Origin of the sequence: Streptomyces sp. (assembly GCF_036524955.1) — a bacterium.
GTDB lineage: Bacteria > Actinomycetota > Actinomycetes > Streptomycetales > Streptomycetaceae > Actinacidiphila.
In genome coordinates this window covers 1-6,852 of the sequence record NZ_DATDBG010000174.1, presented here as the reverse complement: position 1 = coordinate 6,852, position 6,852 = coordinate 1, and the positions used below count along the sequence as shown (strand labels likewise).

5 protein-coding genes are annotated in these 6,852 nt (G+C 71.4%); 2 read left to right on the top strand and 3 right to left on the bottom strand.

Annotated features, from left to right (window positions below):
- Positions 1 to 448 precede the first annotated feature (448 nt).
- Positions 449 to 1,129, top strand: coding sequence for an LAETG motif-containing sortase-dependent surface protein (locus tag VIW71_RS14295; protein ID WP_331622590.1), 681 nt, complete (start codon positions 449 to 451; stop codon positions 1,127 to 1,129).
- A gap of 125 nt (positions 1,130 to 1,254) precedes the next feature.
- On the opposite strand, the gene VIW71_RS14290 is transcribed toward VIW71_RS14295, so the two are convergent.
- Both VIW71_RS14290 and VIW71_RS14285 read right to left on the bottom strand, forming a co-directional pair.
- Positions 1,255 to 2,478, bottom strand: a complete 1,224-nt coding sequence (locus VIW71_RS14290; RefSeq protein ID WP_331622589.1) for an LCP family protein — start codon at positions 2,476 to 2,478, stop codon at positions 1,255 to 1,257.
- 132 nt (positions 2,479 to 2,610) lie between these two features.
- Complete coding sequence (locus VIW71_RS14285) at positions 2,611 to 3,948, bottom strand: LCP family protein (protein WP_331622588.1); 1,338 nt, start codon at positions 3,946 to 3,948, stop codon at positions 2,611 to 2,613.
- A 259-nt stretch (positions 3,949 to 4,207) separates the two neighbouring features.
- On the opposite strand from VIW71_RS14285, the gene VIW71_RS14280 reads away from it, so the two are divergent.
- Positions 4,208 to 5,260 (top strand): glycosyltransferase family 2 protein, encoded by a 1,053-nt coding sequence (locus VIW71_RS14280; RefSeq protein WP_331622586.1) that lies wholly within the window; start codon positions 4,208 to 4,210, stop codon positions 5,258 to 5,260.
- A gap of 30 nt (positions 5,261 to 5,290) precedes the next feature.
- Here the strand turns inward: VIW71_RS14280 and VIW71_RS14275 are convergent.
- On the bottom strand, positions 5,291 to 6,852 hold a 1,562-nt coding region (locus VIW71_RS14275; RefSeq protein WP_331622585.1), incomplete at its 5' end, for an LCP family protein.

Sequence of the window (6,852 nt, the reverse complement as noted above, 5' to 3'; positions counted from 1 at the left end):
GATCCGGGCCGCGGCCCTGCAGTCGGTCAAGCTGCTGCCGAACGCCACGCTCAAGGTCTACCCCGGCGCCCCGCACGGCCTGTTCGGCACGTTCGAGCAGGACTTCAACGCCGACCTGCTGGCCTTCCTGAAAAGCTGAGCCGTCGCCGCGAGCACTCCTCGTACGGAGCGGAGTCCTCTCGAAGAGCCGCACCGCTTTTCCACCGGACCTTCACCCGTATCCCGGGCCGCCGCCGGTCCGAGCCCGTGACCAGCGGGGCCACTGTGCAGAGGCTGGTCAGTGGTGCCGGCAGAGTGTCAGTACACGCCCGTTTAGCGACTGATTTGCAGTCAATTGACAGGCGAAGAGGACAGCTTGTAAAGGTGTGGTGGCCACGGGTGGGACGGGGGATGACTGTTGCCCGCTGTGTGCTGATACCTCCTTTTTTCGATCCCGTGAAGGGAAGACGTGTCCATAAACCGCCGCACCGCAATCGCGGTGCGCTCCATCGGTGTCGCCTCCGCCGCAGCCGCGCTCGCGCTGGGCGTCGCAGGCAACGCCCTCGCATGCAACATCAGTGAGTTCACCGCCGCTGCCGCGTGCGACAACGGCAAGGGCGCCATCACCGTGGTCAACAAGGACTACTCCGGCACGCCGGTGACGATCACCGTCTCTCAGGCGCAGTCCCAGATCGGGGTCCAGTCGGGCGTCAAGGGCTCGGCCGCGGGCGTCACGCTCACCTTCCCGGTGGCCTGGCAGCCGAACACCGAGTACACCGTGCACGTCGTCAGGGACGACAAGGGCAGCGTGGTCGGCGACGTGAACGTGACGACGCCCGCCACCGCGTGCGAGACCGCCGCCACCACCGCGCCGGCCACCACGCCCCCGGCCACCACCGCGCCGGCCGGGACCACCGCGGCCACCACGGCGCCGGCCACCACTCCGAGCCCGAGCACCACCACCGCGGCCGCGGCGGCGGTCGCCGACACCAACGAGCCCTCCCCGGCCGCCGGTGGCACCTCCAACCTGGCCGAGACGGGTGGCAGCGGCAACACCGGCATGATCGCGGGCATCGCCGCGGTCCTGGTGGCCCTCGGCGGCGTCGCGGTCTTCGCGCTGCGGCGCCGCAACCCCGCCGCGCGTCACTGATCCGTCACCGACGAGTGGGAACGGCCCCGGCCGCGCGGTGTGATCGCCGCGACAGCCGGGGCCGTTCCTCCATCCGTCCCTTGGCCGACCCGTCCCTTGGCCGACCCGTCCCTTGGCCGACCGGCCTACTCCGTGACCGTGACCTTCTCGTCGTTCTGCAGCTCGCCGAAGAGCGTCTTCGCTTTCGTCATGTCCCACTTCACGGCCACGCCGTCGTTCTTCGTCCAGTAACCGGCCGTGGCGATCGGCACCGTGATGGAGTTGCCGTCGCCGCCCGTGACACCCTTCATCGCCCAGAACATCGAGGCCAGGTTCCACAGGCTCATGTCCTTGTCCACGACGAGCGTGTCGAGCCCGGAGCCGATCACGGGGTAGAGCGTGAACGGGTTGAGGATCGTGGACGGCGAGGCGGCCTGGTGGGCCAGGGTGGACAGGAACTTCTGCTGGTTCCGCATCCGGCCCAGGTCCTGGTCGGCCTCCTGGTGCCGCTGCCGTACGAAGGCCAGCGACTGCTTGCCGTCGAGAGTCTGGCACCCCGCGGTGAAGTCCGCGCCGGACGCCTTGTCGCGCAGCGGCTTGTCCAGGCACATGTCCACACCGCCGAGCGCGTCGACCAGGTTCACGAAGCCGGAGAAGCCGATCTCCGCGTAGTGGTCGATGTGGATGCCGGTGTTGTACTCGATGGTGCGGGCCAGCAGTTCCGGGCCCCCGTCCGCGTACGCCTTGTTGAGCTTGTGCGTGGACGCGGGGTACCGCTTGTGCGACTGCTTGCCGGTGAAGGCCGGGATCGTCACGTAGGAGTCGCGGGGCAGGCTCATCATCGTGGAGCCGTTGTCACCGGTGTGCAGGATCATCATGGAGTCGGTGCGCTGGCCGCTGTCGGAGCCGGTGTGCAGCTCCTTCTCCTGCGCCTTGGACAGGCCCTCGCGGCTGTCCGACCCGACGATCAGATAATTGGTGCCCTTGCCGGTCGGCGGCCGGTCCTCGACCTTGCTGAGGTCGACCTCCCGGCGCACCTTGGAGTCGGCCCAGAAGTACGTGGAGACGGACACCACCAGCAGCACCACGACCAGACCGAGCGCGGTGCAGCCGATCTTCCGGCGGGTACTCCAGCGGGGCCGTCGGGTCATGCCGCCGGGTCCGCCGGTGGCGGGCGGGCCGTACCCGCCCCCGGGACCGCCGACCTGCGCGGGGATCGGGGCCGGGCCGCCGGCCGGCCCCGGAGGGCGGCGGGTGGGCTGCGGCGGGACTCCGCCGGCGGCAGCGGCGGCCCGGCGCGGCGACAGTTCTGGGGGCAGTGGCGGCTCGGCACGCCTGCGCTGCTCGGTGTCATCGCTCCAACCGTTCATGCCCGCCAGTGTGCCTGGACCCGGCGGGGGAGCCGCAATCCCCGGGCGGTTCTGTAGCAGACCCGATGCATTCGGCCACCGGCCGCAGCGGTTTCGTGACGGACGTGACCCGCACGCCACCACGGACGTGACCTACGCGCACGCCACCTGGTCCCCGGTGACCGCCGGCTCTCCCGCCACCGAGCCGCTCGCCGCCCCCGTCACCGGGGTGACCTTGGTGAAGTCCGAGCCGAGGGTGACGTCCATCACCGGGCCCAGCCCGGGGACCGGGACGAGGGCCGCGCCGGGCAGGGCCGCGGCCAGGGACCGCACCGAGCGGTCCCACCTGGGGTCGAAGCGGATCTCCGTCCGGTCGGTGCGGTGGTCGGCGGTGACGGGCAGGCCCGGGGTGACGAAACCGGTGTCCCCCAGTTGCTTCTGCGCGGTGGCGGCGAGGCCGTTGGTGAGGGTGCCGTTCGCGACGCGGACCCGGATCTGGGAGGGGTCGACCTCCACCTTGCCGCCGCGGGCGTGCTTCTTGCGGACGGTCAGCGGCCGGTCGGCGCGGATCGACGCCCACAGCCTGCCCGCCTTGCGGTCGTCCCACTTCACGGTGGAGCCGACGCCGGGGACGGCATGGTTCACCTCGCTCAGCGGCACGGAGACGAACTCCGAGGAACTGGGCGAGAACCCCTTCATCCCCCGTGCCAGGGCGATCAGATCGGTGGTCCTCAGGCCGTGGTCGGCGCGGACCGAGCCGAGCGCGGTGGTGGCGATCCGGCTCAGCGCCACCGGGTCGTGCAGGGTGCTGCCGCTGGTGATCCGGTGGATGACCTGGGCGAGGAAGCGCTGCTGGCGCTGCATGCGGCCGAGGTCGGCGGCGCCGTCGAGGTGCCGGGAGCGCACGTACTGCAGGGCCTGGCCGCCGCTGAGTGTCGTGGTGCCGACCGGCAGGTCGAGGCCGGTGTAGGAGTCCTGGAGCGGGACGGTCGTGCAGACCTGGACGCCGCCGATGACGTCGACGGTCTTCATGAAGCTGACGAAGTCCACCTCCAGGTAGTGGTCGATGTGCACGCCGGTCAGTTGCTCGACGGTGCGCACGGTGAGCTTGGGTCCGCCGTCCGCGTAGGCCTCGTTGATCTTCGCGGGGTGGGTGGCGGCGGCAGTCGGCCGGCCGGACCCGGCCGGTGCCGCCCCGGGCAGCCGTACGTAGGTGTCGCGCGGGACGCTGACGACGCTCGCCCGCTGCCGGTCCTGCGAGAGGTGTACCAGCATGATCGTGTCCGTGCAGCGGCAGGGGGCGCCGCCCAGGTGGTACCGCTGCTTTGCGGCCGGGTCGAGGCCGTCCCGGCGGTCGGTGCCCACGAGCAGGAAGTTCGTGCCCTTGCTGCCGTCGGGACGGCCCTGCATGCCACCGAAGGCGTCCACCCGGTTGATCGCGTCGTTCACCCCGTTCATCACGGCGTGGCCGAGCCCGCTCGCGGTGATCACCAGCAGGGCCAGGCCGCCGGCGATCCGGGTGCTCCAGCGGACCGGCGGACGCGGACGGGGGCGCGGGCCTGGATGCGGACCGGGACGCCGGCCGTCCGGCGGGCGCCGGGACCGGCCGTCCGGCGGGCGTCGTCGGGTGGGCGGCACGCGGGTGACCTCCGCTCGCAGGGGTGCGGACCCGTTCAGGCTAGGAACAAATAGGACTGTCGGAGTTGACACCACGCTCTCGGGTCCCCCGTTGGAGGTAACGTTTGCGTCGATGAACGCCGCCACCGACTCCGCGCTCCCGGCCGTCTCCGTGATCATGCCGGTGCTCAACGAGGAGCGCCATCTGCGCAACTCCGTCCGGCACATCCTGGAACAGGAGTATTCCGGCGAGCTGGAAGTCGTCATCGCGCTCGGCCCGTCCAAGGACCGCACCGACGCGATCGCGGCCGAACTGGTCGCCGAGGACCCCCGGGTGCACACGGTGCCCAACCCCACCGGGCGCACACCGGCCGCGCTGAACGCCGCCATCAAGGCGTCACGTCACCCGGTCGTGGTACGGGTCGACGGGCACGGCATGCTCTCGCCCGACTACATCGCCACCGCCGTACGGCTCCTGGACGAGACGGGCGCGGCGAACGTCGGCGGCATCATGCACGCCGAGGGCGAGAACGACTGGGAGCACGCGGTGGCCGCCGCGATGACCTCGAAGATCGGCGTCGGCAACGCGGCCTTCCACACCGGCGGCGCCGCCGCCCCCGCCGACACCGTCTACCTCGGCGTCTTCCGCCGCGAGGTACTGGAGCGGCAGGGCGGCTACAACGAGGAGTTCGTCCGCGCCCAGGACTGGGAGCTGAACTACCGCATCCGCGAGGCCGGTCACCTCATCTGGTTCTCCCCGGAGCTGCGGGTCTCCTACCGGCCCCGGCCCACGGTGCGCGCGCTCGCCAAGCAGTACAAGGACTACGGCCGCTGGCGCCGCGTCGTCACCCGCTACCACCGCGGTTCGGTCAACCTCCGCTACCTCGCGGCCCCCGCCGCCCTGGTGGCCGACGTGGCCGGCGTCGTCCTCGGCGCCGCCCTCACCCCCTGGGCCCTGCTGGTCCCGGCGGCCTACCTCGCCGCGATCACCGTCGGCTCTCTCCCGGCCGGCCGCGGCCTGCCCCTCGGGGCCCGCCTCCGCATCCCGCTCGCCCTCGCCACCATGCACATGTGCTGGGGATACGGCTTTGTCACCAGCCCCCGCTCGCTGGCCCGCACGGTGATCGCCAGCCGCCGCCCGGCGGTGACCGCGCCGTCCGACACGCACGCGGACGCGCGCCCGTAGCCCTACCCGGACCCGCAGCGGGGGAACGGCCTAGCCGCCGTAGTACCGGTACGGCCGGTAGACATCCATGCAGCCGGTCTCGTCCGCGCCGTTGGTCGCGTCCGCGGTCTTGGGGACGGCCCCTGCGGTCGGGAGGGTCTTGCTGAAGTCGGTGCCGCTCTTCCAGTCGGCCCCGATGGTCAGGGTGATGGTCTCGACGGCCGTGGACGGCTTGACGTAGGAGGCGGGGATCCTCAGCGCTTTGGCCACGGCCAGCGCGTCGGCCCTGCCCTGGGCGCCGGTGCCCGTCGGGTACGTCAGGGTGGTGCCGGGGCTGGGCTGGGTCTGCCGGCTCGCGGTGGCCTGGGCGAAGCCCGAGGTGTGCAGCGCGTCCGCGATACCGCCGGCGCGGTGGGAGACCGCGATCTGACCGGCCTCGCCCGCCGTGCCGTTGACGACCGTGACCGGGATGGCCGACGCCGTCCGGGCGGGTGGGCCCTGGGGGGTGGTGGGTGCCGGCCTGGCGCCCGGCGAGGCGGCGGTGACCGGCTTGCCGTTGGCGTCCATCGCCACGTCGTTGCGCAGCAGCGACCAGACCTGGGCGGCGTCCTGAGCCGGCCGGTAGTGGTTGGCGTCCTGCGGGTCGGCGATGCGCGGCATGGTGAGCATGGTGATCCGGTTCGGCGGGACCGTCTTGAGCTGCATGCCCAGGTCGTACAGCTTCTTCGGGGTGCCGATCTCCTCGGAGACCTCGAACGCGGACATCGCGGTGGTGGCGATCTGGTTGAGCCTGCCGGGGTTGGTGAAGAGGTTCTGCCTGCGCAACTGCCGGATCAGCGAACTCATGTACATGTGCTGGGCCTTGGCGCGGCCCGCGTCGTCGGAGAACGCGTGCCGGGTGCGCAGCCACTGCAACGCGGTCTTGCCGTAGACGGTCTGCTTGCCGGCCTTCTTCAGTTTCAGGCCGGAACCGCCGGGCTGGGCCGGGGTCGGGTGGTCCCAGACCGGGTACTTCACACAGATCGGGACGCCCCCGACCACGTCGGCCATCTTCACCACGCCGGAGAAGTCGATGGTCAGCCAGTGGTCGATGTAGACGCCCGTCAGATTCTGCACGGTGGCCAGGGTGCAGCCCGCGCCGCCGTGGCCCAGCGACTCGTTGATGATGGTGTTGGCCGCCGGGTAGGTCCTGCCGGTCTTGGGGTCGGTGCACTCGGGGATGTCGACTCGCGTGTCGCGCGGGATGCTCACCACCGACATGTTGCCGCGGTCGGCCGACAGGTGGGCGATCATGATCACGTCGGCGCGCGGGGCCTGGCCGATGGTGCTCCGGCCGCCGCCGAGCTTGACGTCCTCGGCGGAGTTACGGCTGTCCGAGCCGAGAATCATGATGTTCATCGCCGACTTGCCCTCGGCGTTGGCCTTCGGCCTGGCGACGTCGGTCCTGCCGCTGCTGCGCTCCCCCTTGCGGATCTTGCCGGACAGGTACTCGTAGTAGCCGAACGCGGCGCCGGCCGTACCGAGCACGCCGACCGCGGCGACGATCGCGACCCACTGGACGACCTTGCGTTTGCGGCTCTTCTGGCGGCGCCGACCGCCGCGCCGGTGCCCGC